The following is a 24276-nucleotide window of genomic DNA, read 5'->3' as shown; positions in this document are numbered from 1 at the left end:
CTACATCTCACGTCTTAGCGATTAACGCACGCCTGCCATACGTTTCTTACCGATAAACAACCAGCCCAGACCCAGCGCGATGAACCACAACGGCGTGACGATCAGCGCCTGGCGGGTATCTTCTTCCAGCGTCAGCAGTACCAGTACGAAGACGAAAAACGCCATACATACCCAGCACATCAGCTTGCCTAACGGCATCTTGTAGATTGATTTTTCATGCAGGTGAGGACGTTGCTTGCGGTACACCAGGTACGAGCAAAGAATGATGGTCCAGACGAACATGAACAGAATCGCCGATACGGTGGTGATCATGGTGAAGGCGCCAATCACGCTCGGGTTCACGTACAGCATCACCACGCCGCCCAGCAGACAGATACAGGAGAAGGTTAAACCCTTCGCCGGAACTGCGCGTTTAGACAGCTTGGCAAACGCTTTAGGTGCCACGCCTTCCTGCGCCAGACCGAACAGCATACGGCTGGTAGAGAACACGCCGCTGTTTGCAGAAGAGGCAGCTGAAGTCAGCACCACAAAGTTGATCAGGCTCGCCGCAGCAGGCAGACCAACCAGCACAAACAGTTCAACGAATGGGCTCTTGGTTGGCACTACCGAGCTCCACGGCGTAACGGACATAATCACGATCAGCGCGAACACGTAGAACATGATGATACGGATTGGAATCGAGTTAATGGCGCGCGGCAGAGATTTCTCCGGATCCTTGGTTTCTGCTGCGGTCGTACCCACCAGCTCAATACCCACAAATGCGAACACCGCTATCTGGAAGCCGGCAAAGAAGCCACTCAGACCTTTCGGAAACCAGCCACCGTCATTCCACAAGTGCGTGAACGATGCCTGAACGCCGGTTGGCGACTGGAAGTGCGTCAGCACCATCACCAGACCGACGACAATCAGGCCGATAATGGCAACGATTTTGATCATCGCGAACCAAAACTCCATCTCACCGAACATTTTTACGGTGGCGAGGTTAAGGCTCAGCAGTAGCACGATCACCGCCAGCGAGGCGACCCAGTCTGAGAGTTCGGGGAACCAGAATTGCGCATACGCGGTAATGGCGACAACGTCTGCCATCCCGGTAACGACCCAGCAAAACCAGTAGGTCCAACCGGTAAAATACCCGGCCCATGGCCCGAGCAGGTCAGAGGCAAAATCACTAAACGATTTGTACTCCAGATTCGAGAGCAGCAATTCACCCATTGCACGCATCACGAAAAACAGCATAAAACCGATGATCATATACACAAAGATGATCGACGGTCCGGCGAGACTGATGGTTTTACCGGAGCCCATAAACAGGCCAGTACCGATAGCGCCACCAATAGCAATAAGTTGAATATGACGGTTTGTGAGATTGCGCCGTAGCGACTGTTCAGACGACGCCTCTTCAGCGGTGTCGACTTTTACCTGATCTACCATGTTTTTTCTTCCTGTACCTGTCTGTGTTGTTCAGGCTCTACGGCCTTTAGTGTGTCTATGATACGACGATCCTGTTATCAGGACTCATCGATATTAGGTAAGAATTGGCGGGATGAATACTAAGATTTAGATATAATGTTAATTTAATGTTTAAAGTGAGTGTCATATCACTCTGATAGCGCGAATCAGCTCACAAAAATACACGCTGATGGGGCATTTGCAAGATAAAATATCGACAACGACGTAACTATAGCTTTTCACGCTATTTTTTTGCTCCCCCCGGCCTCGGGGGGAACAGAAGTCACTGCTTACAGGATCTCAAGCAGCTCAACTTCGAATACCAGCGTGCTGAACGGAGGAATGGACGCGCCAGCGCCACGCTCGCCGTAAGCCAGTTCCTGAGGAATAGTCAGTTCCCATTTGGAACCTACCGGCATCAGGGTCAGCGCTTCAATCCAGCCTGGGATTACGCCGTTAACCGGGAATTCAGCCGGTTCGCCACGTGCGACAGAGCTGTCAAATACGGTACCGTCGATCAGCTTACCGGTGTAGTGCACGCGAACGCGGTCAGTACGTGCCGGAATAGCACCTTCACCCTGGGTCAGAACACGGAACTGCAAACCGGATTCAGTGCTGTTCACACCGTCTTTCTCACGGTTTTCTTCCAGATATTTGACGCCATCAGCCGCCATAGCCTGGAAACGCTCGCGACGAACTGCATCAGCACGTTCGTGGATTTCACGCAGTGCGCGATGCACAACATCAACCGGCACTGCCGGGTGCTTACCTTCCAGCGCGTCAGCGATACCCGCTACCAGCGCTTCAGGCAACAGTCCTTCCAGTCCGGATTCGCTCAGCTGTTGTCCTACCTGCAAACCAATGCCGTAGCTTGCTTGCGCTTCGATAGTGTCAAAAGTCGGGTTAGCCATCATATTTCCTTTCATCGGATGTAAAGTAGCGGGCAGCATATCAGCCATGCCGCATCCGGTAAAACTTTGTCTCGGGAACAGATGACAAATCGCGAGGAAACATAAACAATAGGAATATCCCGCGTTGACGTCACGAAAGCGGGTAATATGACGAACATCATAGCGTTAGCCATCTATACTCTATGATCGAGGAACGAGACGCGGAGCAGGAGGAAAGCCATGCCCGGGCGCTTTGAATTAAAACCAACCCTGGCGAAAATCTGGCATGCACCGGACAATTTTCGCATTATGGACCCGCTACCGCCTATGCACCGCCGCGGCATTATTATTGCTGCTATTGTGTTGGTGATAGGTTTCCTGCTCCCTTCCAGTGACACCAGCGATACCCCTGTGGTGACGCGTACTGCCCAGCTGGATTTACAGTCACAGTCGCAGCCACCGACCGAGGCTCAGCTGCAGGCACAGCTTGTCCCGCCGCAAAACGATCCCGGCCAGGTCGCTCCGGTTGCGCCAGAGCCAATCCAGGAAGGCGAACCTGACGCGCAGCCTCAGGTCCAGCAATCTCAGCCGCAGACACAACCTTTCCAACAGGATAGCGGAATTGACCAGCAGTGGCGCTCCTATCGCGTAGACTCAGGTAAAACGCTGGCGCAGGTATTCCGTGACCATAACCTCCCGCCAACCGATGTGTATGCGATGGCACAGGTTGAAGGCGCCGGAAAACCACTGAGCAATCTGAAAGACGGTCAGATGATACAGATCAGGCAGAATGCCAATGGCGTGGTGACGGGATTAACCATTGATACCGGGAATGGTCAGCAGGTCCTGTTTACCCGCCAGCCTAACGGCAGTTTTATCCGCGCCCGTTAAGCGCTGTGACCCCGCGATTGTAAGCCTGATAAGCGATAGCGCCATCAGGTATCAAGGTGAAACGTCAGCGTTTCACCTTGTTCACCCACCAGATCCCCGAACACACCAGCACCAGCGCTACCGCATATTTCCATTCGAGAATGTTTTCACCGAGGAATATTGCCGACAGCACTGCACCCGAAACCGGGATCAGGAAGTTAAACGGCGCAATCATCCCCACGCGATTATGCTTGAGCAGAATACTCCACAAGGCGAAAGCGACCGAAGAGAGTAACGTCAGGTAGCCGAGAATCGCCACCGAAGACGCACCGTTTACGGTTAGCGTGCCGCCAAAAGCGTAGCCGCCGATAACCAACGCCAGACCGCCACCGCCCAACTGGTACCCTGTCATTACCGTCGGGTCCACCGTCTGAGAAATACGTTTTCCATATAGCGTGGCAGCAGAGAGAATAAAGGCCGCCATCACTACTGAGCCGTCTCCTAACAGGCTGAAGCTAAAATCCAGTCCGCTGCTAAAGTTCACCACCATTACACCGGTAAAGCCCAGAATACAGCCCAGCGCTTTGTTGTAGCTCAGTTTGTCGTTATGGTAGATAAAATGGGCCAGCAGCACGCTGAAGAAGGTCCCGGTCGCATTCATGATGGACCCTTTCACTCCCGTCGTGAACGCCAGGCCAATGTAGAAGAAGATGTATTGCAGCGAGGTTTGCGTTAGCCCCAACAGCGTGAGTTGGCCGTACTGACGCGGGCTTAACCGGCCAATCGGTTTACGCTGCGCTACCGCCAGCAGTAGCAGCAATAATCCCGCAAACAGAAAGCGATATCCGGCAAAGACAATCTTTGAGGGAATGTCATCCGTGGCAATCTGGAAGATCTCATATCCGCTTTTGATCGCCGGATAGGCGCTCCCCCACAACAGACAGCAGAACGCTGCGCTCAGGTAGACAACATTTTTACGCGCAAACAGAGGTTGGTGCGTTGGTTCCATTCCATCACCACTTTGAAATAATGTTTTATTTTTGTGATTATCCCGAAAAGGATAAAGAATAGCCAGAGAGAAAAGCGGGGGAACAGAAAAGCAAAACGCCGGCACAGGGCCGGCGCTTTTACGCGGTCATCAGAATAAAAACTTATTCTGCAACTACGTTTACAGTCAGCTTAGCAAACACTTCGCTGTGAACCTGGAAGCTCACTTCGTGCTCGCCAGTGGTACGCAGAACGCCGTTCGGCAGACGAACTTCGCTCTTAGCTACTTCAACGCCAGCTGCAGTTACAGCGTCAGCGATGTCGCGAGTACCGATGGAACCGAACAGTTTACCTTCGTCGCCAGCTTTAGACGCGATGGTTACGGTTTCCAGTGCGTTGATTTTCTCTGCACGAGCTTCAGCAGCGGACAGAACGTCAGCCAGTTTAGCTTCCAGCTCAGCGCGACGCGCTTCGAAAAATTCAACGTTTTTCTTGGTAGCAGGAACAGCTTTACCCTGTGGTACCAGGAAGTTACGAGCATAGCCCGCTTTAACGTTAACCTGATCACCCAGGCTACCCAGGTTTGCTACTTTATCAAGCAGAATAACTTGCATTACCTTATCCTCTCAAAGTCGTATTAATGGACCGTGACCGATTACTGATGACGATCAGTGTACGGCAGCAGGGACAGGTAGCGAGCGCGTTTGATAGCGCGAGCCAGCTGACGCTGGTATTTTGCACGGGTACCGGTGATACGGCTTGGGACAATCTTACCGCTTTCGGTGATGTAGTTTTTCAGCGTAGCGATATCTTTATAGTCGATCTCTTGAACGCCTTCCGCGGTGAAACGGCAGAACTTGCGACGACGGAAATAACGTGCCATATGGCTAGTCTCCAGAATCTATCAATTCAATCTGCTCGGCATGCAGAACCATTTTGCTCAGGCCGTTCTTTGCCTTGTGGCAAGAGATGAACCCCTGAACGGTCACTGCGCTACCGACCGTTATACTGTGAGTAATGGCTTGGTTTTCGTGTCCGCTAATAATAACGGGCATTTGGCACCACGCCTGCCGGTGAAACCCGGCTTCCTCCTGCACAGAACGATGCTCAAGCACGAACTGGCAATGAGGAATTCCTGATGGACTGACCTTTCGAAGGGGAGCCCTGCACACGGTGCCGGACAACGCCAGACGGTTGGTCATCAGAAATTACTCTTCAGAATCCCCAGCTTCAGCATCATCTGCGGTTTCGTTAGCGAAATCATCGCGACGTTCACGACGCTCGTCTTTCGCTTTAACCATCGGAGATGCTTCGGTAACAGCGTGTTTAGTACGCATAACCATGCTGCGGATAACGGCATCGTTGAAGCGGAAGGTAGTTTCCAGCTCATCGATCACTTCCTGCGGCGCTTCAACGTTCATCAGAACGTAGTGAGCTTTGTGCAGTTTGTTGATCGGGTAAGCCAGCTGACGGCGGCCCCAGTCTTCCAGACGGTGGATCGTGCCTTCTGCACCAGTGATGGCAGCAGTGTAGCGTTCGATCATACCCGGAACCTGTTCGCTCTGGTCAGGATGGACCATAAAAACGATTTCGTAATGACGCATCGAATTGCTCCTTACGGATTATTCAGCCTCCTGTCTGGGTCAGCCGAGGCCCATGGAGGCAAGGAACGTGTTAAAGGTCGGCTGAAAAATGACGCGTCATAATACTGGGGTCAGCAGGTAAACTCAAGGTGCTTGTACGATTATTTATCATGTCGCCATTAATACATATCCAGCAGCATTTTGATGCTGATACAAATGGAGACAATGACAATCATGGGTCGGATGACTTTCTTACCGCGCGTCAGTACGACTGTCGCACCAAGACGTGCGCCAAGGGATTGCCCTGCAAACATCACCAAACCCAGCGACCAGATCATTTTACCGCCGAAAATGAAGAACAAAATCGAGGCGATGTTCGACGCCAGGTTAATAAAATTCGAGTGGATTTGCGCTTTATCAATACTGTATCCCCACAGCAGAATATAGCTGAGGGTATAAAAGGAACCTGCCCCAGCACCGAGAAAGCCATCATAAAAACCAATACATCCCCCACCGATCAACGAGAAGAGAAACAGGGATACCTGCTGCTTTCTTTTCGGTTCGCTAAGGTTTGGCGCAAAAATAAAGTAAATGGCGACTGCGATAATCAGGATTGGGAGCAGTTTCTTCAGCAGTTCCGGTTCAATGAACTGGATAAGCGTCGTTCCCAGCGCAGAACCGATAAAGGCAGATAAAAACACATACTTGTGCTCCTGCACGTTGATATGTCCTCGGCGTAAAAAGTAAATTCCGGAGGTCAGCGAGCTACCCAGAGCCTGAATTTTATTGGTTGCCAGCGCATTAGCCGGGGGTAAACCAGAAATTAAGAGTGCGCCAATAGAGAGAAATCCACCACCACCCGACACCACGTTAATAAAGCCAGCCACCAGCGCGACCATAAACATAACCACGAAATAGCTGAAATCCATGAATGAAGTATCCATAAGTTTTTGCCTTATTATCATAAAGTTATATTAATTATCCGGCTCACTATAAACGGCGTACTCACCCGATTAAATTGACTATTTGGTAAGAGCTTATGCGCGAAAGGCAGGTATTTTTTCACCGCAGCGGTATCCACCAGCAGACTGTTAATTAAAGAAAAGATGGTTATGCGGTAATTTTTTGAACAACTGCATCAGAAATGGTCGCTATCGACTGCGCTGGTAGCGGTTAAAATTACATCAGAAGTTAATCACTCACAGGAGAGAGGCAACCAGAGACCGCAGTCGAGGAGGTACATATGCGAGCCCGTGTTTTGACCCTTCTGGCTGTGCTTTTGCTCAGTGCAAATGCAACGGCAGCCATCAAAATTGATAACCATCAGGCCAGGAACATGGATGATGTGCAGAGCTTAGGCGTCATTTACATAAATCATAACTTCGCCACTGAAAGTGAAGCCACTCAGGCCCTGAATGAAGAGACCGATGCGCAAGGCGCAACCTACTACCACGTGATCCTCACCAGGGAACCCGGTAGTAACGGAAATATGCACGCCAGTGCAGATATTTATCGTTAACACCAGAAATAACCAACGAGAACATTGCCACAGTTTGACTTGCCCCCTTCACTGGGGGCTTTTTTTGCAAAACAATCCCGAAGCCAGACCGATCTCATCCCCATGAAGAGTTGGCTCCGGAACGTTTTTTCCTACTTCTGCCCGTAATAGGCATTTGGGCCGTGCTTACGCATGAAGTGCTTATTCATCAGATAACTGTCGATAGCGCTGAGTGCCGGATTAATGCCACGCGCAATCCATGCCATTTTTGCCACCTCTTCCATCACCACCGCGTTATGTACCGCGTCATGAGCGTCTTTACCCCAGGCAAACGGGCCATGTTGGTACACCACTACGCCTGGCGTATGCAAAGGTTCCACCTCCCCCAGCGTTTCAACAATCACCCTGCCGGTATTCAGCTCATACTCATCCTGAACTTCCGCTTCAGTTAACGCCCGGGTGCAGGGGATATCGCCAAAGAAGTAGTCCGCATGCGTCGTGCCTAGCGCAGGAATTGCCAGACCTGCCTGCGCCCATGCCGTCGCGTGGGTTGAGTGGGTATGCACCACGCCGCCAAGAGAGGAATAGCGACGATACAGCGCCAGATGGGTGGCGGTATCGGAAGAAGGACGATAGCGTCCTTCCACCACGTTGCCGTGCAGATCCACAACTACCATGTCGTCCACTGTCATTGTCTGGTAGTCGACGCCGCTGGGCTTAATCACCACCATCCCGCGTTCGCGGTCGATGGCGCTGACATTACCCCAGGTAAACGACACCAGCCCGTAGCGCGGCAGATCCATATTAGCCTCAAAAACCTGCTGTTTGAGTTTTTGCATTACACCGCCTCCACCAGACCGGCGCTGGCCATACGCGCTTTCACCCAGTCGCGCGCCTTCGCCACTTCACGTGCCGGGTCGTCCGACGTTTCACTCCACATCTCAATCAGGTATGGCCCGCAATACCCACTCTGTTTGAGCGTCGCAAAACAACGTTCGAAATCGACAACCCCTTCACCAAACGGCACATTTTTGAATACGCCGGGTTTGGTATCTTTCACGTGTACGGCAACGATATGGCCCATTCCCGCCTGCAGCTCCATCTGCACATCGTTGTCCCACGCCGACAAATTGCCGATATCGGGATACAACTGGAACCACGGATTGTTGAGATAGTGAGCGTATCCCAGCGCCTTACTGATCGAATTCATCAGTGGATAATCCATGATTTCCATCGCCAGCGTCACCTGTGCACGGCTCGCCATCTCTACGCTTTCTTTCAGCCCATCGCGAAACCGACGACGCGTTTCGTTATTGGCCTGCTGGTAATAAACGTCGTAACCCGCCAGTTGAATAACGCGAATACCGATATCCTGCGCAAACTGAATGGCTTTACGCATGATCTCCAGCCCCTGTTCGCGTACCGCATCATCTTCACTGCCCAGCGGGAAACGTCGATGAGCGCTCAGGCACATGGACGGTACCCGTATCCCTGTCTCGGCGATAGCGGCCACCAGCGCCAGTCGCTGCTCGCGGTTCCAGTCAAGACGCGCCAGGCGAGCGTCGGTTTCATCAACCGACATTTCGACAAAGTCAAAGCCCAGTTCCTTCGCCAGCTGCAAACGTTCCAGCCAGCACTCCCCGCCGGGGAGTGCCTTTTCATAAATACCGAGCGGGACCTGTTTCGACAACATAGTCGCTCCTTATCCCCACAGCTGGGCGATAGAACGTTTGAACTGACGGGCCGCTTCCACCGGAGAGGCGGCATCGCGAATGCTGCGACCGGCAATAAATACGTGAATCGGAATTCCCTGGAACAGCGGCAGATCTTCCAACGCCAGACCGCCGGTGACGGTGACTTTAAAGCCCATCTCGGACAGGCGTTTGATCGCGCTGATATCCGCCTCTCCCCACGCCACACCCGCTGCCTGCGCATCACGGCTGCGGTGATACACAACTTGCCCAATGCCCGCGTCACGCCACTCTTGCGCCTGCTCCCAGGTCCAGTAACCCGTCAGTTCAATCTGTACATCACCGTTAAATTCTTTCGCCACCTCCAGTGCCCCCCTGGTGGTGTTGATATCCGCACAGCAGATGACGGTGACCCAGTCAGCGTTGGCTTCGAAACACATTCGGGAGAGGATTTTTCCCGCATCGGCAATTTTGGCGTCCGCCAGCACAATTTTATGCGGGTAAAGCGCCTTCAGATCGCGTACGGCGCGCACGCCCTCTGCCACGCAAAGAATAGTGCCCACCTCAATGATATCGACCTCTTCGGCAATCAGACGCGTCGTTTCATACGCGGAAGACATTGATTGGTTATCCAGCGCAACCTGCAACATAGGTAATGACATTTTGGTATCCTTTTAAACAGCCGCCGCAGTGGCGTTATCAATTAAATCCAACACTTCCTGCGCGGTGCGACAGGCGCGTAAACGGTCGAAATTGGCTTCGTCATCAAAGAGATTCACGATCTGCATGATGCCCACCTCCTGATGCGTGTTGGCATCAACTGCCGCCATCGTTATCAGAATATCGACCGGGTCGTTATCTTCGTGGTTAAACACCAGCGGCGTTTTCAGCGTCACCAGCGCAAAACCGGTTTTCTTGACCCCTTCCTCCGGACGGCCGTGCGGCATTGCCAAGCCTGGTGCAATCACAAAGTACGGGCCAAACTGCTCAACGCCATCAAGGATGGCCTGGTAGTAGCGTGGTTCAACCACATCGGCCTTAACCAGCAGATCCACACCAAGCTTTACCGCTTCCTGCCAGGTACTGGCCTCGGCTTGCAAAAGGATGGAATTATTGTCTGCCAGCGAGTCACGTAATTTCATATGCCGCCCCTTACTTCACGTCCTGCGGGAAATGCGCTTTGATCACTTCCAGCAGTTTTGGTCCAAAATCGGCAGGAGACAGCATGTTGCGTACGCCAACGACATATTTATTGCCAGAAACGGTAATCTCACCGGCGATATGCGTAGAGGCGATGATGATATCCGCGCCGCTCAGTTCACTTTTGTATTCGCCCACGGCGCAGCTGTTTACCGTATGGTCAATATTTGACTGGGTTAAAAACTGGTCCACCTTCATTTTCATGATCATGGAACTGCCCTGCCCATTGCCACACACAGCCAGAATACGTACGGTCATAATCGGAACTCCTTATTAAGCAGAGTGTTCTGCCAGTTGTTTTTCTGCGTCTTCCTCAGCACGCAACGTGCGCCCTGCGAAAAACATATAAGCCAGTGCAATCAGAATAATGACGGCCATAAACACGATGCCGATGGAGGCAAAGCCTTGCATCATCGGCGGTGCCAGAATTGACCAGTCCGCCATGCCCATCCAGGCGCTCATACCGGTGAGCTTAACCGCCCAGACGCAGCCGAAGATTTCGATCATCCCCATCACCAGGCAAATCTTGAGCGCCGCGCGCCAGCCGCCAAAGTGGTTAGCAAATACGCCGATAGTGGCGTTCGAGAAGAACATCGGGATAAAGCCTGGGATAATCAGGATGGAAGAGCCGCAGGCAACCAGAATACCTACCGCGATCAGTTGGCCGATGGTACCCCACATAAAGCCCCAGACCACCGCGTTGGGGGCAAAGCTGTAAATCGCTGCGCAGTCGATAGCCAACACCGCGCCGGGGATCAGACGTTGAGAGATACCGTTGAACGCTTCTGAAAGTTCAGCAACGAACATACGTACGCCCTGGGTGATGATGAAGATAGCGACAGCAAACGAAAAACCGGTTTGCAGGATATAGACCGTCCAGTGGGTTTTACCCGCCATCGCCTGAACCACATCTATGCCGAAAGAGAGCAGGATCGCCCCGAAAAAGATGGTCATCACAATCGCGGTGGAAACGATGTTGTCATGGAAGATATTCAGCCAGCCTGGCAGCTTGAGATCTTCTACGCTCTCCTCTTTCTTACCCAGATACGGCGCGACTTTGTAAGCAATCCAGGAGGCGAACTGCTGCTGGTGACCGATGGAAAAACCACAGCCGTCAGTTACTTCCTGCGTCGGTTTGTACATCATATTGGAGGTAATGCCCAGTAGAGCGACACCAGCACCGCGGTACAGATGATGGTGGTCCACATCGGGTAACCAAAGATGTAGAAAGAGACAGCAATCAGCCCCGCCTGCTGGAACATGATGTGCCCAGTCAGCATGATGGTTCGAATGCCGGTAATACGCCGTAGCAGTACGTAACAAATGTTCAGCGCCAGCGCTAACAGTACGGCGTACCCTACCCAACTGTAGGCATCACCCATTCGTTCGATGGTTGCCATCATGGAGGCATAGGTATCGGAGATCGCGCCATTGATACCGTAAACCTCAGACATCTTCGCCACCACCGGTTTAAACGTGCTGGTCAGAATGCCCGACCCTGCCTGCAATAACATAAAACCGATAATCGTTTTGATCGTGCCTTTGATAATGACGCTGACACTTTTACGCAACAGGATGTAGCCGAGGCAGGTCACAATACCCAACAGCAACGGTGCATTGGTCATGACCTGATTAAAAAAGACGGTAAAGATGTTGTAGAGGATCTCCATAACGATCTCCAGTAGACGAAGTTGCTGAACATTCATTACAGATGCCCAGGATGTTGTGCCCTCACTCTAATTTTCAAAAGTAATCACAACAAGATTGAATTTGATTAAATGTGATGAAGTACGCAAATAATTCTCTTACTTGCAGAGTGGATTTACTTCAAATTCATACACACCAAAATAAATTCATTTAAAACAATAAAATACAAAAATACATTTCATATAAACCATCTTGTCACGTTGTTATTTGTTCACATTTTCCCATTCAACACCAAAAATCAGCGCATTGCCTTCTTGAGAAAATGATGTCAGTATCAATCAAAACAAATCATCATTTGATTCAACTTGAACAAACATGAAGGTAATTGCGATGAGTAAAGTAAAAAGCATCACGCGTGAATCATGGATTCTGAGCACATTCCCGGAGTGGGGAAGCTGGCTCAATGAAGAGATCGAGCAGGAACAGGTCGCACCTGGCACTTTCGCTATGTGGTGGCTTGGCTGCACCGGAATTTGGCTAAAGTCTGAAGGCGGAACTAACGTCTGCGTCGATTTCTGGTGCGGTACGGGTAAACAGAGTCACGGTAACCCGCTGATGAAAACCGGTCACCAGATGCAACGCATGGCGGGCGTGAAGAAGCTGCAGCCAAACCTGCGCACCACGCCGTTTGTTCTTGATCCGTTTGCCATTCGTCAGATCGATGCGGTGCTGGCCACGCACGATCATAACGATCACATCGACGTAAATGTTGCAGCAGCCGTCATGCAGAACTGTGCCGACGACGTGCCGTTTATTGGACCGCAGACTTGTGTGGATCTGTGGATCGGTTGGGGTGTACCAAAAGAGCGCTGCATCGTGGTAAAACCTGGCGATGTGGTGAAAGTGAAAGATATTGAAATTCATGCGCTTGATGCGTTTGATCGTACGGCATTGATCACGCTTCCTGCCGATCAAAAAGCGGCAGGCGTGCTGCCGGATGGTATGGATGCCCGCGCCGTAAACTATCTGTTCAAAACGCCGGGCGGTACGCTTTATCACAGCGGTGATTCACACTACTCCAACTACTATGCAAAGCATGGCAATGAGCACCAGATCGACGTCGCGCTCGGATCCTACGGCGAGAATCCACGGGGAATTACGGACAAAATGACCAGTTCCGACATGCTGCGTATGGCGGAGGCCCTGAATACAAAAGTGGTGATCCCTTTCCATCACGATATCTGGTCAAACTTCCAGGCCGATCCTCAGGAGATCCGCGTACTGTGGGAGATGAAAAAAGATCGGCTGAAGTATGGCTTTAAGCCTTTTATCTGGCAGGTGGGTGGCAAGTTCACCTGGCCGCTGGACAAAGATAACTTTGAATATCACTATCCGCGCGGCTTTGACGACTGCTTCACGATTGAACCAGATTTACCGTTTAAATCGTTCTTGTGATCCACACAAAATGCCGGGCCATCCCGGCATTTTTTCCCATTTACTTTAGTATTTCCAGGCTATTTCAAATATCATCTTTTCAAATCAATTTGTATCGGAATAGCTCATGACTGAAGCACAAAGACATCAAATATTGCTGGATATGCTGGCGCAGTTGGGCTTTGTTACCGTTGAGAACGTGATTGAGCGTCTGGGGATTTCACCCGCCACAGCACGCCGGGATATCAACAAACTCGATGAAAGCGGCAAACTCAAGAAAGTCCGCAACGGCGCAGAAGCTATTACCCAGCAGCGACCGCGCTGGACGCCAATGAATCTGCACCAGGCACAGAACCACGATGAAAAAGTTCGCATTGCCAAGGCGGCATCCCAGCTTGTGAATGCGGGTGAAAGCGTGGTGATCAACTGCGGATCGACCGCCTTTCTGCTGGGTCGCGAAATGTGCGGCAAGCCGGTGCAGATCATCACTAATTATCTGCCGCTGGCAAACTATCTGATCGACCAGGAGCATGACAGCGTGATCATCATGGGAGGGCAATATAACAAAAGCCAATCCATCACGCTTAGCCCGCAAGGCAGTGAAAATAGCCTGTATGCCGGGCACTGGATGTTCACCAGTGGCAAAGGGTTGACCGCAGATGGACTGTATAAAACCGATATGCTCACCGCGATGGCGGAGCAGAAGATGCTTAACGTGGTGGGCAAACTGGTGGTGTTGGTCGATAGCAGTAAGGTCGGTGAACGCGCGGGGATGCTGTTCAGCCGCGCCGATCAAATCGATATGCTGATTACCGGCAAAAATGCGAACCCTGAGATCCTGCAACAGCTCGAAGCTCAGGGCGTGAGCATTATGCGCGTTTAAAGGTGCTGGCGGAAAAACGTCACCGTCGCAGCCAGCGCTTCTGGCGTGATGCGATGTCGTACGCCCGCTTCCCACAGGCAGGTCAGATTGTTGTCCAAACCTGCCTGAATCAGCGCTTGCTGTAAGCGGAAAGTTTCAACAGCCGGTACAACATCATCATCCTGTCCATGCCACAGCAGCAACGGCCTGTCAGCGAGGCGTGGTAACTGATGCGTAACATCCCATTCGGCAAGCGGGGCGATAACGGCATCAAATTCCGCCTGCTGCTCTGGGGTCTGAACCAGTAAAGGGGGAAAAAGCGTCTGCGCAAGCCGGGTAAAATAGCCTGAACCCATCAGGCTGGCTACACATTTAACCTCAGGATGGCGCGCCATTATGCCCAATGCTGTCATTCCCCCCATCGACGCCCCACCGACGGCAAGCCGCTCATCTGAAAGCCAATTTTCCGCCACCAGCGCCGCACGTAACGTCGTAAACTCCTGCATATTTTGCTGCAAAATATGCCAGAAGCGGTGCATTCGCACCTGGGCATCGCTTTTGAAGCGAGCGCCATGGTCGGGCGCATCTGGCATGACGACGCGGAACCCGGCCTGAGCCAGCGCAACGGCAAAATAGCTGTAAACCAGGCTTGAAGAGGTAAACCCGTGATAGAAGATAATACAAGGGAGTGAACATTCGCGTTTGCCAGCCGGAACGGCGTGCAGGACAGGGATACCCGCCAACTGTCGTGTTTCAATTTCGATCATTTGTCGCCTCTTTCTTTCTGGTATGCCATGCAGCAATACTTAACGCAAGCGAATGTGTTCGGCAATGATTCATAATGTTGAGAACTGGGTTACGCTTTCGCAACATTTTCATTCGAAAATCGCGTGAGAGATAACAATTCGGGAACATTCCCCTAAAGGGAAATTAATAAGGCACTACACTATGGCTATCAGGAAACGAGATAGAGTTATGTGCCGGTTTGCCTCTTTGTTGTTGGTTATGTTTTTAAGCGCCTGTAGTGTGCTACAGGGAACGCCACAACCCGCACCGCCAGTTGCCGACCACCCGCAGGAGATCCGCCGTGACCAGAGTAATGGGTTACAGCGATTAGGGACGGTTAGCGCGCTGGTAAGAGGCTCTCCGGATGATGCGCTGGCAGAGATCCGTGCCAAAGCCGCCGCGGCTAAAGCTGATTACTACGTGGTTTTATTAGTGGATGAAACTATCGTGACAGGCCAATGGTATTCACAGGCTATTTTGTATCGTAAATAACATTGGGTTGAAATTTAGTCAGCTTTACATTGCTTTGCGCCCCTATGCGTTTACCTGTGCACAATAAACCAACAGCAGGAAGCTTGAGGTTTATTATCGCGATGGAATGCCCTGCCGTGTGTAGGGGTACGAATAATGGAGCTGACGATGAAACAATCACTTGCCTTATCCTCACTGCTGCTTTCTGCCGGACTGGTAGGTACTACGGCGCAGTCTGCCGAATTCGCCAGTGCTGACTGTGTTACTGGCCTGAACGAAATTGGCCAGATATCTGTCAGTAACATTGCAGGAAATCCGCAGGATGTAGAACGTGTTGTCGCGTTAAAAGCGGATGAACAAGGTGCCTCATGGTATCGGATCATTCAAATGTACGAAGATCAGCAGCCCGACAACTGGCGCGTACAGGCCATACTCTATGCTTAACACATTGCCGGATGGCGTAAACTTATCTGAGCTACAGTGAACTGTAGACATGATAAGACGCGAAAGCGTCGCCATCAGGCATATTATTACCGTAATCCCCCCGTTGCCCGCAGAAGCAAATCATTCAGCACCTGCTCAGACAATCGTAGTCCCCCCCGCGTATCAAGCATCATTTGGCACCAGGCCTGCGCCACTGGAGGAGAGGCATAGCGCAACATCTGCGCTCCGCAACCAAGCTGGAAAAGCTGCTGCGTAATCTCCCGCCCCAATGCCTCGCTGGGTTTACGTAAACGCTGCTGGAGCTGACGTACCATTCGATCGTAATGTCGGTCTTGCCCTTTGACTTCCGCAAAGGCTTCACTGAGCATCTCGTATATGCCGGGTTGTTTGGTCAGTACCCGCAATACATCAAGGCACATAATGTTGCCAGAGCCTTCCCAGATACTGTTTACCGGCATTTCACGATACAAACGCGGCAGCTCGCTCTCCTCGCAATAGCCAATCCCACCCAGCACTTCCATCGCCTCTGCCACAAGTGGCATACCGCTTTTGCAAACGGAGAATTTCGCTGCTGGCGTGAACAACCTAGCCCACAGCGCTTCTTTAGCATCAGCACGGCGGTCCCAGGCCCGCGCCAGTCGAAACAGTAACGCCGTTTGACCTTCCAGTTGGAGCGCCATCCGACCTAACACTTGACGCATCATCGGCTGTTCAATCAATGGCTTGCCAAAGACCTGCCGCTGGTGCGCATGGTAAATCGCGACGGAAAAAGCACGCCGCATCATACCGTGACTACCGAGCGCACAGTCAAAACGCGTCATCCCCCCCATTTTCAGGATATGGCGTATACCTTCCCCTTCTTCACCCAATAGCCAGCCAATCGCATCGTGGAATTCAACCTCGCAGCTGGCGTTGGAGCGGTTGCCTAACTTATCTTTCAATCTCTCAAGACGGATAGCATTACGCTGCCCGTCAGGTAAAAATCGCGGCACAAAAAAGCAGGATAATCCCCCCTTAGCCTGGGCCAGCACTAAATGGGCATCGCTTTGCGGCACGGAGAAAAACCACTTATGTCCCACCAGCAGATACGAGCCGTCAGCAAGACGTTCTGCCTGAGTGGTATTGCTCAGCACATCTGAACCACCCTGCTTCTCGGTCATGCCCATACCGATAAGCAGCCCACGCTTTTGCCCACCGGGCAGCAAATGCGAGTCATAACGGTCGCTTAGCAGCGGCGTAAGCCAGTCGTGAAAGGGGGCGGGTAACATTTGAAGTAACAGCGGCGTGGCGGCAAAAGTCATGGTCACCGGACACAACGTGCCAGCTTCAACCTGCGCATGCAGCATGAAACGGGCCGCCCGGGCAACAAATGTTCCCTGCCTCGCATCTTCTTCCCAGGCCAGATTATGTACGCGGTTGGCGCATAATCCCTGCATCAGCAAATGCCAGGCAGGATGAAAACGCACATCATCCAGCCGCTGCCCCTGCGGGTCGTAGCGCAACAGTTCAGGTGGAAAAGCATTGGCCAGACGGCCCAGTTCGAGCGACTCGGCAGTCCCTAGCTGCTGACCAATACTGGCGAGAAGATCGCTGTCCCAGCCAGCGCCTTCGCGGATAACCGCTTCACACAGCGCGCCATCGGACAAATATAAGTTACTGTTATTGAGCGGTACAGGTTGGTTAAAAACGGTATGCGTTTGCCAGTGCATTGTGTCTCCCTCCGTCAATGGCCGTCGCTTTAAGTATGGTCAGCCAGACAAGAGAGTGCCTGGGATTCAGGTCACAAAAAAGCCATCCCGAGGGATGGCTTAAGAGACATAGAGAATGAATTAGCCGCGCTGGCGGACGGCTTCAAACAGGCAGATGCCCGTCGCAACTGAAACGTTCAATGACGAAACGCTCCCTGCCATCGGGATGCTGATCAGTTCGTCACAGTGTTCGCGGGTCAGACGGCGCATACCTTCACCCTCTGCGCCCATCACCAGCGCCAGACGACCGGTCATTTTGCTCTGATAGAGAGTATGGTCGGCTTCACCTGCGGTTCCGACGATCCAGATATTCTCTTCCTGCAGCATACGCATGGTGCGCGCCAGGTTGGTCACGCGGATCAGCGGTACGCTTTCTGCCGCACCACAGGCCACTTTTTTCGCCGTCGCATTCAACTGTGCGGAACGATCCTTCGGTACGATTACAGCATGTACGCCAGCAGCATCAGCGCTACGCAGGCATGCACCCAGGTTATGCGGATCGGTGACGCCATCGAGAATCAAAAAGAACGGCTGATCGAGCGTAGCAATCAGATCCGGCAGATCGTTTTCCTGATACTGACGGCCCGGCTTCACGCGAGCAATAATCCCCTGATGTACCGCACCCTCGCTTTTCTCATCCAGAAACTGACGGTTAGCCAGTTGAATGACAACACCCTGTGCTTCCAGTGCGTGGATCAGCGGCAGCAGGCGTTTATCTTCACGACCTTTGAGAATAAAGACGTCCTGGAAGCGCTCAGGCGCACGTTCCAGCAGGGCCTGCACCGCATGGATGCCGTAAATCATTTCACTCATGAATGTACTCGTTAATAGTTTATGCGTAACGCCGGGCAACGCGAAGGTTGCCCGACTTACAGTCTATGGCTGTTATTGTGCGACTTTCTTTTTCGCCGCACGTTTGGCTTTAGTGGCGGCAGCAATTTTAAGCGTTTTTGCCGAAGGCTTTTTCGCTTTTTTATCACCTTTCTTCTCAGCCGCATTCTTATCCGCCTGAGGTTTGGCTCTGCCTTTCTTCTCGCCGCGGAAAGCGCTGTCCGGCTCGAAATTCACCTTTTTGCCCATCTGACGACGTTTACCGGTATTTTTACCCGCATCGCCTTTTTTGGCTTTTTCGCGCGCGGTTTTACCTTCATTACGCGGCGCACGTTCGCTGGAGATCAAGCTGAAGTCGATCTTACGCTCGTCCATGTTGACTGCTTCCACGCGAACTTCCACGCGATCGCCCAGGCGATACATCTGGCCGCTGGATTCCCCCGTCAGGCGCTGCCCAACCTGGTCGAAACGATAGTAGTCGTTATCCAGAGAGGAGACATGCACCAGACCGTCGATAAACAGTTCATCAAGACGGACAAAGAAACCAAATCCGGTCACGCTGGCAATCACGCCTTTGAAGACATTACCCACCTGGTCCAGCATGAAGTCGCACTTCAGCCAGTCAGAGACATCACGCGTGGCTTCATCAGCACGGCGCTCGGCCATCGAACAGTGCTGACCCAGTTGCAGCATCTCTTCCATCGAATAATGGTAGCCACCGGTTTCCGTGGTGTTGCCCTTATGGCCCTGCTCCTGCGCCAGCAGATACTTAATCGCCCGGTGCAAGGAGAGATCCGGGTAACGACGGATCGGTGAAGTAAAGTGTGCATAAGATTGCAGCGCCAGGCCAAAGTGACCACGGTTTTCCGGATCGTAAATCGCCTGCTTCATCGAACGCAGCAGCATGGTTTGCAGCATTTCTGCGTCAGGACGGTCAGCAATCGACTCCAGCAGTTCAGCGTAATCACGCGGCTCAGGTTTGTTGCCACCTGGCAGCTCCAGCCCCAGCTCTGACAGGACGGAACGGAACGAGTTAATCGCTTCGGTCGTCGGCTTATCGTGAATACGGAACAGCGCTGGCTCTTTGGCTTTCTCAACGAATCGCGCCGCTGAGATGTTCGCCATGATCATGCACTCTTCAATCAGCTTGTGCGCGTCGTTACGCTGCGTCTGCTCAATACGCTCAATACGGCGTTCAGCATTGAAGATAAACTTCGCCTCTTCACTTTCAAACGAGATACCGCCACGCTCTTCACGGGCTTTATCCAGCACTTTGTAGAGGTTATGCAGCTCTTCAATGTGTTTAACCAGCGGTGCGTACTGCTCACGCAGCTCCTGGTCGCCCTGCAGCATGTGCCAGACCTTGGTGTAGGTCAGACGTGCGTGGGAACTCATGACCGCTTCGTAGAATTTAAAGCCGGTTAAACGGCCTTTCGACGAAATGGTCATTTCACAGACCATACACAACCTGTCCACCTGCGGGTTGAGTGAACACAATCCGTTGGACAGCACTTCCGGCAGCATCGGAACAACCTGCGACGGGAAGTAAACGGATGTGCCACGGCTACGCGCTTCCTGGTCCAGCGGAGTCGGCGGGCGAACGTAATAGCTTACGTCAGCAATCGCCACCCATAAACGCCAACCACCGCCGCGTTTCTTCTCGCAATAAACCGCATCGTCGAAGTCGCGCGCATCTTCGCCATCGATAGTCACCAGCGGCAGGGAGCGCAGATCGACACGTCCTACTTTCGCCTCTTCCGGCACTTCTTCTTTCAGTCCGGCGACCTGTTTCTCAACCGCCTGAGGCCAGATATATGGGATTTCATGAGTACGCAGGGCCATATCAACGGCCATGCTGGTTCCCATGTTGTCACCCAGCACTTCAACAATTTTACCCACCGCTTTAGTGCGGCGAGTTGGACGCTGGGTCAGTTCAACGACAACCACAAAGCCCATACGAGCGCCCATTACCTCTTCCGGCGGGATCAGAATATCGAAGCTCAGGCGGCTGTCGTCTGGGACGACAAATCCAACACCAGCGTCGGTGAAGTAGCGGCCGACAATCTGGCTGGTTTTCGGCACCAGTACGCGCACAATACGCGCTTCGCGGCGACCTTTACGGTCCGCGCCCAACGGCTGCGCCAGCACCTGATCGCCATGAATGCAGGTTTTCATTTGCTCGCTGGACAGATACAGGTCATCTTTGCGGCCTTCAACGCGCAGAAAGCCGTAGCCATCACGGTGGCCAATAACGGTACCTTTCAGCAGGTCGAGACGCTCCGGCAGCGCATAGCATTGACGACGGGTGAAGACCAGTTGTCCGTCACGCTCCATCGCGCGCAGGCGACGACGCAGCGCTTCTTGCTGCTCTTCACCTTCAATATTGAGTTCAGCGGCCAGCTCATCGCGGTTGGCCGGCTTTTCACGTTTAGTTAAATGTTCGAGGATAAATTCCCGGCTCGGGATAGGATTCGCGTATTTTTCTGCTTCGCGTTCCTGGAAAGGATCTTGTGACATGTCGGTTCCTCCGTCATCATCGCTGCTGGCGGGAGTCGTTACTCCACCAGCAATAATTTATAAAGCGGTTGATTCTTTTCAACCAAATCAGCAAGTGTGTAGTTGTCCAGTTCCGTGAGAAAACTTTGCACTGCTTTAGAAAGCGCCTGTTTGAGTCGACAGGCCGGGGTAATGTGGCAAAACTCGCTGCTACAGTTGACCAACGATAAGGGTTCCAGCTCGCGAACTACATCACCAATACCAATATCCTTAGCGGGTTTACCCAGGCGGATACCGCCATTTTTTCCTCGAATAGCAGTAACAAAGCCCGCCCGGCTAAGTTGATTGATTATTTTGACCATATGATTACGGGACACGCCGTAGACTTCTGTCACCTCAGAAATACTGGTCATACGTCCTTCGGGAAGTGACGCCATGTAGATTAGCGCACGTAATCCGTAATCGGTGAAACTTGTTAACTGCACATCAACCTCAGGAAAAGGGATAAAACGGATAAACCTGGTAGTATTAATTACATTGATGATAAACCAGCCACCAGCCAGGTCGCTAATTTATTTCAGTTCGGGAAGGAAAAAAGCGAGGAACTTACGTGATTTTAAGCCGGATTCTGATGCAAAGCACCTTATCCGGCCTAAATTAGTGCAAGCGCAGCGCCGTTTGACGCTACGCTATAACCAGAATTATGCGTCGAACGGGTCGCGCAGGATCATGGTTTCAGTACGGTCTGGGCCAGTTGAGATAATATCAATCGGCACACCGGTCAGTTCTTCAATACGCTTGATGTAGTTCAGCGCTGCCTGCGGCAGACCGCTACGTTCCTTCACGCCGAAGGTGGATTCAGACCAACCCGGCATGGTTTCGTAAATCGGCTCGATACCTTTCCAGTCGTCAGCTGCCAGCGGAGTAGTCGTTACTTCGCGGCCATCCGGCATACGGTAAGCAACACAGATTTTCACCTCTTTCAAACCGTCCAGTACGTCCAGTTTGGTCAGGCAGAAGCCAGACAGGGAGTTAATCTGTACTGCACGGCGTACAGCAACGGAATCCAGCCAACCGGTACGACGACGACGACCGGTGGTCGCGCCATACTCGTTACCTTGTTTGCACAGGAACTCGCCAACGTCATCAAACAGCTCAGTCGGGAACGGACCCGCACCTACACGAGTAGAGTAAGCTTTGATGATACCCAGAACGTAGTCCACATAACGTGGGCCCAGGCCGGAGCCGGTTGCCACGCCACCTGCGGTGGTGTTGGAGGACGTTACGTACGGATAGGTACCGTGGTCGATATCCAGCAGCGTACCCTGCGCACCTTCAAACATGACGAAATCGCCACGCTTACGCGCCTGGTCCAGCAGATCGGAAACATCAACAACCATTGAGGTCAGGATGTCGGCGATAGCCATCACATCATCCAGCACTTTCTGGTAGTCAACTGCTTCAACTTTATAGAAATTCACCAGCTGGAAGTTGTGATATTCCATCACTTCTTTCAGTTTTTCAGCGAAAGTTGCTTTATCAAACAGATCGCCAACACGCAGACCGCGACGAGCTACTTTGTCTTCATAAGCCGGACCGATACCACGACCGGTAGTACCGATCGCTTTCTCGCCACGCGCTTTCTCACGAGCGTTATCCAACGCAACGTGATAATCAAGGATCAGCGGACAAGCTTCAGACAGCAGCAGGCGCTCGCGAACCGGGATACCACGATCTTCCAGTCCTTTCATTTCTTTCATCAGCGCGGACGGAGACAGAACAACACCGTTACCGATGATGCTGATTACGTTTTCGCGAAGAATGCCTGATGGAATAAGATGGAGGACGGTTTTTTCACCGTTGATTACGAGAGTATGGCCTGCGTTGTGACCACCCTGGTAGCGCACAACATATTTAGCCCGTTCAGTCAGAAGATCGACGATCTTCCCTTTACCTTCGTCACCCCATTGGGTGCCCAGTACGACGACGTTGTTACCCATTTTTCAAAATCACCGTTTGCTTAAAAATGGATTCTACCACCGCTTTTTCAGATATACAGCACTTTTTGCATGCGAAAATCCGCAAATTAGTCTACTTATTGATCAGCCAATCGTTTTCCTCAACATGTAGTAGACCACAACGCCCGCAACCACAAGACCTCCACCAAAACGACGCAAAATATTTTCGGGAAGTTGCGCCATTGCAGAGATCATTTTCTTCCATGCGCTGGGATAAAGCATCGGACCCAGCCCTTCCAGCACCAAAACCAGCGCGAGCGCCAGCAAAATTGTTGAATTCATCCATCGCCCTTATATAAAAAGAAAACCACCGCATCCCTGGAGATGCCGGTGGTTTTGCTGCTTTAAAACCGCTGGAACGCGATTAGCGTGTCGCGGTATTTGGTGTCTTCATGTAGCGGAAGAAATCGCTGTCTGGGCTCATGACCATTACGTCCTGATTCCCTTCAAAGCTCTTCTCGTAAGCACGCAGGCTACGGATGAAGGCGTAGAAGTCCGGATCCTGACTGAACGCATCGGCAAACAGCTTAGCGGCTTCTGCATCGCCTTCACCGCGCATAATACGGCCCTGACGCTCAGATTCTGCCAGCGTTTTAGTGACTTCATAGTCAGCCGTTGCACGCAGTTTTTCCGCCTCTTCCTGGCCTTGTGAACGATGGCGACGCGCTACCGCTTCACGCTCAGCGCGCATACGGTTGTAGATAGCCTCGGACACTTCAGCAGGCAGGTTGATTTGCTTAATACGCACGTCAACAACTTCGATGCCCAATGCCGCCATACTGTTCGGGTTGATGACCGGTACTTTACCGTTCGTTTCAGCCTGAACACGTTCAGCCGCTTCGGCAATCGCGCTATCTGCTGCCGGAGTCGCCACTTCGTCTTCCGTGCCAGCAGAACCGGAGTTCAGCGCGTCACGAACTTCCAGGGTCAGACGACCGCGGGAATCGGTAACGATGTCCTTCACGTCCAGACGACCAATTTCAGAACGCAGACGGTCAGAGAACTTACGTTTCAGCAGGACTTCCGCCTGAGAAACATCGCCACCGCCCGTTGCCAGGTAGTAACGGCTAAAGTCACTGATGCGCCACTTGATGTAGGAGTCAACGATCAGGTCTTTCTTCTCTTTGGTAACAAAGCGATCGGCCTGGTTGTCCATGGTCTGAATACGCGCATCCAGCATCTTCACAGATTCAATAAACGGAATCTTGAAGTGCAGGCCAGGTGCTACGACCAGCGGCTTGTTTTCATCGTCACGCAGAACTTTACCAAAGCGCAGAGTAATACCGCGCTCGCCTTCTTTGACCACAAAGACAGACATGAACAGAACTACCAGAACGATGATGATAATCGCAATAACTGACTTACGCATCG

At 52.1% G+C, this 24276-nt stretch carries 27 protein-coding genes and 1 pseudogene; 6 read left to right on the top strand and 22 right to left on the bottom strand.

The genetic code is table 11. The features are described from left to right. Positions 1-21: 21 nt before the first annotated feature. Together cycA and fklB are read right to left on the bottom strand one after the other, a co-directional pair. Positions 22-1431: a D-serine/D-alanine/glycine transporter gene (gene cycA, locus ACHHZ7_RS15620; RefSeq protein WP_048227199.1), complete on the bottom strand. Its 1410-nt coding sequence runs from the start codon at positions 1429-1431 to the stop codon at positions 22-24. Between the two features lie 308 nt (positions 1432-1739). Beyond that, positions 1740-2360: an FKBP-type peptidyl-prolyl cis-trans isomerase gene (gene fklB, locus ACHHZ7_RS15615; RefSeq protein ID WP_032934269.1), complete on the bottom strand. Its 621-nt coding sequence runs from the start codon at positions 2358-2360 to the stop codon at positions 1740-1742. 219 nt (positions 2361-2579) lie between these two features. Here fklB and ACHHZ7_RS15610 point away from each other — a divergent pair, with 219 nt between their 5' ends. Further along, positions 2580-3230, top strand: a complete 651-nt coding sequence (locus tag ACHHZ7_RS15610; RefSeq protein WP_032942177.1) for a LysM-like peptidoglycan-binding domain-containing protein — start codon at positions 2580-2582, stop codon at positions 3228-3230. A 64-nt stretch (positions 3231-3294) separates the two neighbouring features. Here ACHHZ7_RS15610 and ACHHZ7_RS15605 read toward each other — a convergent pair whose 3' ends face one another. From ACHHZ7_RS15605 to ACHHZ7_RS15580, 6 genes are all read right to left on the bottom strand, one after another. Further along, complete coding sequence (locus tag ACHHZ7_RS15605; protein ID WP_060682844.1) at positions 3295-4218, bottom strand: DMT family transporter; 924 nt, start codon at positions 4216-4218, stop codon at positions 3295-3297. Between the two features lie 142 nt (positions 4219-4360). Next, positions 4361-4810: a 50S ribosomal protein L9 gene (gene rplI / locus ACHHZ7_RS15600; protein ID WP_003025676.1), complete on the bottom strand. Its 450-nt coding sequence runs from the start codon at positions 4808-4810 to the stop codon at positions 4361-4363. A 41-nt stretch (positions 4811-4851) separates the two neighbouring features. Beyond that, on the bottom strand, positions 4852-5079 hold the full coding sequence (gene rpsR, locus ACHHZ7_RS15595; RefSeq protein WP_000135199.1) for a 30S ribosomal protein S18: 228 nt from the start codon (positions 5077-5079) through the stop codon (positions 4852-4854). 4 nt (positions 5080-5083) lie between these two features. Next, positions 5084-5398, bottom strand: coding sequence for a primosomal replication protein N (gene priB, locus ACHHZ7_RS15590; protein ID WP_003025674.1), 315 nt, complete (start codon positions 5396-5398; stop codon positions 5084-5086). Positions 5399-5404: 6 nt separating this feature from the next. Further along, entirely contained in the window at positions 5405-5800 is a 396-nt protein-coding gene (gene rpsF / locus ACHHZ7_RS15585; RefSeq protein WP_003025672.1) for a 30S ribosomal protein S6, read from the bottom strand. A 158-nt stretch (positions 5801-5958) separates the two neighbouring features. Then, positions 5959-6723, bottom strand: coding sequence for a TSUP family transporter (locus ACHHZ7_RS15580; RefSeq protein ID WP_003830447.1), 765 nt, complete (start codon positions 6721-6723; stop codon positions 5959-5961). Positions 6724-7022: 299 nt separating this feature from the next. On the opposite strand from ACHHZ7_RS15580, the gene yjfY reads away from it, so the two are divergent. Then, positions 7023-7298, top strand: coding sequence for a DUF1471 family protein YjfY (yjfY, locus tag ACHHZ7_RS15575; RefSeq protein WP_003025668.1), 276 nt, complete (start codon positions 7023-7025; stop codon positions 7296-7298). Between the two features lie 131 nt (positions 7299-7429). Here the strand turns inward: yjfY and ACHHZ7_RS15570 are convergent, their stop codons facing one another. The 6 genes and pseudogenes from ACHHZ7_RS15570 to ulaA all read right to left on the bottom strand — a co-directional run bounded on the left by ACHHZ7_RS15570 (position 7430) and on the right by ulaA (position 11838). After that, complete coding sequence (locus ACHHZ7_RS15570) at positions 7430-8116, bottom strand: L-ribulose-5-phosphate 4-epimerase (protein ID WP_060682845.1); 687 nt, start codon at positions 8114-8116, stop codon at positions 7430-7432. Continuing rightward, entirely contained in the window at positions 8116-8970 is an 855-nt protein-coding gene (locus ACHHZ7_RS15565) for an L-ribulose-5-phosphate 3-epimerase (RefSeq protein ID WP_008786014.1), read from the bottom strand. Before ACHHZ7_RS15565 ends, ACHHZ7_RS15570 begins: the two co-directional genes overlap by 1 nt. A gap of 9 nt (positions 8971-8979) precedes the next feature. Continuing rightward, positions 8980-9630, bottom strand: a complete 651-nt coding sequence (gene ulaD, locus ACHHZ7_RS15560) for a 3-keto-L-gulonate-6-phosphate decarboxylase UlaD (protein WP_060682846.1) — start codon at positions 9628-9630, stop codon at positions 8980-8982. Positions 9631-9642: 12 nt separating this feature from the next. After that, positions 9643-10110: a PTS ascorbate transporter subunit IIA gene (gene ulaC / locus ACHHZ7_RS15555; RefSeq protein ID WP_006686330.1), complete on the bottom strand. Its 468-nt coding sequence runs from the start codon at positions 10108-10110 to the stop codon at positions 9643-9645. Positions 10111-10120: 10 nt separating this feature from the next. Beyond that, the gene (ulaB, locus tag ACHHZ7_RS15550; RefSeq protein ID WP_003025655.1) at positions 10121-10426 is read right to left on the bottom strand and encodes a PTS ascorbate transporter subunit IIB; all 306 of its coding nucleotides are present in this window, start codon (positions 10424-10426) and stop codon (positions 10121-10123) included. Positions 10427-10441: 15 nt separating this feature from the next. Beyond that, positions 10442-11838, bottom strand: a pseudogene (gene ulaA / locus ACHHZ7_RS15545) (PTS ascorbate transporter subunit IIC). A gap of 367 nt (positions 11839-12205) precedes the next feature. Here ulaA and ulaG point away from each other — a divergent pair. Both ulaG and ulaR read left to right on the top strand, forming a co-directional pair. Beyond that, positions 12206-13270, top strand: a complete 1065-nt coding sequence (ulaG, locus tag ACHHZ7_RS15540; RefSeq protein WP_003025649.1) for an L-ascorbate 6-phosphate lactonase — start codon at positions 12206-12208, stop codon at positions 13268-13270. A gap of 106 nt (positions 13271-13376) precedes the next feature. Continuing rightward, the gene (gene ulaR, locus ACHHZ7_RS15535; RefSeq protein WP_003025646.1) at positions 13377-14132 is read left to right on the top strand and encodes an HTH-type transcriptional regulator UlaR; all 756 of its coding nucleotides are present in this window, start codon (positions 13377-13379) and stop codon (positions 14130-14132) included. On the opposite strand, the gene yjfP is transcribed toward ulaR, so the two are convergent. After that, on the bottom strand, positions 14129-14878 hold the full coding sequence (yjfP, locus tag ACHHZ7_RS15530; RefSeq protein ID WP_048227203.1) for an esterase: 750 nt from the start codon (positions 14876-14878) through the stop codon (positions 14129-14131). The genes ulaR and yjfP overlap by 4 nt on opposite strands. A gap of 181 nt (positions 14879-15059) precedes the next feature. Between yjfP and bsmA the strand changes: the two genes are divergently transcribed. After that, entirely contained in the window at positions 15060-15389 is a 330-nt protein-coding gene (gene bsmA / locus ACHHZ7_RS15525; protein ID WP_060682847.1) for a biofilm peroxide resistance protein BsmA, read from the top strand. Between the two features lie 147 nt (positions 15390-15536). Next, positions 15537-15812 (top strand): DUF1471 family protease activator YjfN, encoded by a 276-nt coding sequence (gene yjfN / locus ACHHZ7_RS15520; RefSeq protein ID WP_003830465.1) that lies wholly within the window; start codon positions 15537-15539, stop codon positions 15810-15812. 86 nt (positions 15813-15898) lie between these two features. Here yjfN and ACHHZ7_RS15515 read toward each other — a convergent pair whose 3' ends face one another. The 7 genes from ACHHZ7_RS15515 to hflC form a co-directional block, all read right to left on the bottom strand. Then, positions 15899-17521, bottom strand: a complete 1623-nt coding sequence (locus ACHHZ7_RS15515; RefSeq protein ID WP_060682848.1) for an isovaleryl-CoA dehydrogenase — start codon at positions 17519-17521, stop codon at positions 15899-15901. Between the two features lie 120 nt (positions 17522-17641). Continuing rightward, positions 17642-18373, bottom strand: coding sequence for a 23S rRNA (guanosine(2251)-2'-O)-methyltransferase RlmB (gene rlmB / locus ACHHZ7_RS15510; protein WP_003830482.1), 732 nt, complete (start codon positions 18371-18373; stop codon positions 17642-17644). Between the two features lie 72 nt (positions 18374-18445). Further along, on the bottom strand, positions 18446-20908 hold the full coding sequence (gene rnr / locus ACHHZ7_RS15505) for a ribonuclease R (protein ID WP_008786007.1): 2463 nt from the start codon (positions 20906-20908) through the stop codon (positions 18446-18448). A gap of 38 nt (positions 20909-20946) precedes the next feature. Beyond that, positions 20947-21372: a nitric oxide-sensing transcriptional repressor NsrR gene (gene nsrR / locus ACHHZ7_RS15500; RefSeq protein WP_003830485.1), complete on the bottom strand. Its 426-nt coding sequence runs from the start codon at positions 21370-21372 to the stop codon at positions 20947-20949. Positions 21373-21588: 216 nt separating this feature from the next. After that, entirely contained in the window at positions 21589-22887 is a 1299-nt protein-coding gene (purA, locus tag ACHHZ7_RS15495; RefSeq protein WP_003025606.1) for an adenylosuccinate synthase, read from the bottom strand. A gap of 102 nt (positions 22888-22989) precedes the next feature. Next, positions 22990-23187 (bottom strand): DUF2065 family protein, encoded by a 198-nt coding sequence (locus ACHHZ7_RS15490; protein WP_003025602.1) that lies wholly within the window; start codon positions 23185-23187, stop codon positions 22990-22992. Between the two features lie 82 nt (positions 23188-23269). Further along, complete coding sequence (gene hflC / locus ACHHZ7_RS15485; protein ID WP_003830491.1) at positions 23270-24274, bottom strand: protease modulator HflC; 1005 nt, start codon at positions 24272-24274, stop codon at positions 23270-23272. Positions 24275-24276 lie beyond the last annotated feature (2 nt).

Source organism: Citrobacter freundii complex sp. 2024EL-00216, from assembly GCF_043945515.1.
GTDB lineage: Bacteria > Pseudomonadota > Gammaproteobacteria > Enterobacterales > Enterobacteriaceae > Citrobacter > Citrobacter portucalensis.
Note: the sequence above shows the minus strand (reverse complement) of the source record. Positions and strands in the feature narration are given on the sequence as shown.